Source organism: Halomonas sp. 3D7M (assembly GCF_014897885.1).
Classification (GTDB): domain Bacteria; phylum Pseudomonadota; class Gammaproteobacteria; order Pseudomonadales; family Halomonadaceae; genus Vreelandella.
Map to the genome: position 1 here is coordinate 37,146 of NZ_JABUZF010000246.1, position 2,663 is coordinate 39,808.

Here is a 2,663-nt window from a genome sequence, read left to right on the forward strand (position 1 = left end):
GCACCGGCACTGGCTTACCGAAGGTATCCATCAATGCGTCGGGCACGGATGACAACCCTTTCTGTTTGTCTATGTAGAGATACATCTCGTCTTTGCGTGAGCTTTTTAAAATCTCACAAAGCAATTTCTCGCTCATTACGATAACTCCTCAAGCGCTTGATGAATTTCTTGAGTTAAATAGGCATCACGCCAGCCGCCAGGAGTGGTTAATGGCTGATTAGCAAGCTGCTGCATCACAAGCGCCTCAATATCTCGCCGCCGCAGCAACATCTCGGGCGCTATTTGCAGCTCAGCAGCCTTCTCAGCCACTACTTTTTTAAGTGCTTTAAAGCGCCGCTTAAACACAGGATGCATCGGGTCTGGCCAGCGCGCCAGCAAATCACTTTCGGGGCAATGCTGAGCCTGTTTCACCAGCGACAGCAGCGTATCGCCTTCTTTTTTAACCAGGGGCGGCTTAACCCCTTCAATTTCTGCTAGCTCATAACGATTTTTAGGTATTTTTTCAGCCACCGCGAACAGCAGCTTATCGCTAACCAACCAATTGCGCGGCAAATCCCGACGGCGGGTTTCGCCTTCCCGCCAAATGGTCATTAAGCGGTAGGCTTCAAGCTGTCGAGGATCAAGGCGCCACAACTGCCGCTGGCGCGTATACCATTGGCCATCGCTCTCTACGCTGCGACCTGCCTGCTCGATAAGACTGGCACACTCATCGTCAAGCCACTCGCGCCGCCCCAGTTGTTCAAGCTTCTCCGCTTGAAGCCTCCAGACCTTCAGCAAATAGATAACATCTAACGCCGCATATTCGCACTGGGAGGGCGTTAAGGGGCGCTCTAACCAGTTGGAACGCGTTTCCTCTTTAGGCAGCGTTTCCCCCATCCAGTGCTCTACCAATTTTTGATAGCCCATGCCGGGAGTTTCCCCCAAAAAAGCCTGAGCGACTTGCGTATCTATAAGCGGTGCTGGCAATACGCCGGCCCAGTGTTGGAAAACCTCGAGGTCTTCGCTGCAGGCATGCAGTAATTTGATGGCACTATTTTGCAACAAATCACGAAAAGCAGCGGTGCAAGGCGTGCTCAACGGGTCCACTAAATACGCCATGTCACCGGTGGTGAACTGAACAAGCGCTGGCACCGGAAAAAACGTGTTTTCACGGAAAAATTCAGTATCTAGGGCAATCACACTGGCACCGGCGACTTGCTCGCATACAGCATCTAAGGCGTCGGCACTATCAATCCATTGATACAACGAGGGGGCTAAAGAGGACAAAGCAAACTTCCGGGTTGGCACAATCGCAAAAGCGCTTGCGTTTTTTATAAGGTCAATCGCTGGCGAAAGGCTGGCGACCATTAAAGGCGCGGCTTAGCGTACCACCGTCTACATACTCAAGCTCCCCTCCCATGGGCACACCATAGGCGAGTCGCGAAAAAGAGACACCGTAGTGAGCAAGCTGGGCGGCAATGAAGTGCGCTGTCGCTTCGCCTTCTACAGTGGGATTGGTGGCAAGCACGATTTCGCGAATATTGCCTTCTGCGACGCGGCTTTCCAATAGATCCAATCCAATGGCATCTGGGCCAATGCCGTCCAGCGGAGAAAGGTGACCATGCAATACAAAATAACGCCCTTGAAAGCCACCCGCCTCTTCAATAGCAAGCTGATCAGCAGGCGACTCAACCACACACAGCAGCGCATCATCACGCCGGGGACTTTCGCACAGCGCGCAGATATCCGCTTCGGTCAACGTACGGCAGCGCTGACAATAACCGACCTCTTCAATGGCCTGCTGAATCACCGCTGCCAACCGCTGCCCTCCTGGGCGCTCGCGTTCTAACAGGTGCATGGCCATGCGTTGGGCCGTTTTTGGCCCAACGCCCGGCAACACGCGAAAAGCGTCCATCAGTTGCTCAACAAGCGGGGAGAAGCGCATGTTTAGAACGGCATCTTAAAGCCGGGCGGCAAGTTCAAGCCTGCCGTCGCTTCTTCCATTTTCGCTTTGGAGTTTGCTTCCACTTTTCGAACAGCATCATTCACGGCAGCGGCGAGCAAATCTTCCAGCAGCTCTTTGTCTTCTTCAAGAACGCTGGGATCAATAGTGACATTGGTAACATCGTGGCGGCCGTTCATGGTGATTTTCACCATACCGGCGCCCGCTTCGCCATGGACTTCCGCTTTAGCAGCTTCTTCTTGAATCTGCTGCATCTTTTCCTGCATCTCTTGGGCTTGCTTCATTATGTTGCCCATTCCACCTTTAAACATGCGGTTATCTCCTGAAGGAATATAAAATAAGCATCGCGAGTCAATCGTCAGCGGCTAAGAACGCTTGTCAGACGCGGGTTTAACGGTTGACTCAATGAGAGTAGCCCCAAATGCCTGCTGTAGCTTCTGTATATTGGGGTCGCGGTGTAATAGATCAACAGCCAACGCGTGGCGCTCTTTCTGCTGACGCTCTTCCTGCTGGCGGGGCGTTTCAAGATCAGGTGCTAAGTCAGCCACCGTAAACTCGATGCGCCGAGGCAGCCCATAACTACTTAGCGCGCGCTCAATACGGCCATTGTGAACATCGGCCTGCATAGCGGATTGCCCAGGATCAAGCCGCAGCACCACCGTGTGGCCATCATCGCTTTCAAGCTGACAGTGCGCTGCCAAATTACGGGTAAGCCCGCCTA

At 53.1% G+C, this 2,663-nt stretch carries 5 protein-coding genes; all 5 read right to left on the bottom strand.

All coding sequences use genetic code 11. The features are described from left to right. A partial coding sequence (locus INT22_RS21120) for a YcgL domain-containing protein (RefSeq protein ID WP_226912763.1) occupies positions 1-136 on the bottom strand: 136 nt, incomplete at its 3' end. After that, positions 136-1,266: a ribonuclease D gene (gene rnd / locus INT22_RS14455; protein WP_193068468.1), complete on the bottom strand. Its 1,131-nt coding sequence runs from the start codon at positions 1,264-1,266 to the stop codon at positions 136-138. The genes rnd and INT22_RS21120, both read right to left, overlap by 1 nt. Positions 1,267-1,318: 52 nt before the next feature. Then, complete coding sequence (gene recR / locus INT22_RS14460) at positions 1,319-1,924, bottom strand: recombination mediator RecR (protein ID WP_125746835.1); 606 nt, start codon at positions 1,922-1,924, stop codon at positions 1,319-1,321. Positions 1,925-1,926: 2 nt separating this feature from the next. Next, on the bottom strand, positions 1,927-2,253 hold the full coding sequence (locus INT22_RS14465) for a YbaB/EbfC family nucleoid-associated protein (protein ID WP_038482905.1): 327 nt from the start codon (positions 2,251-2,253) through the stop codon (positions 1,927-1,929). A gap of 54 nt (positions 2,254-2,307) precedes the next feature. Continuing rightward, positions 2,308-2,663 (bottom strand): DNA polymerase III subunit gamma/tau C-terminal domain-containing protein (locus INT22_RS14470; RefSeq protein ID WP_319022084.1); only part of this gene is annotated, 356 nt, incomplete at its 5' end.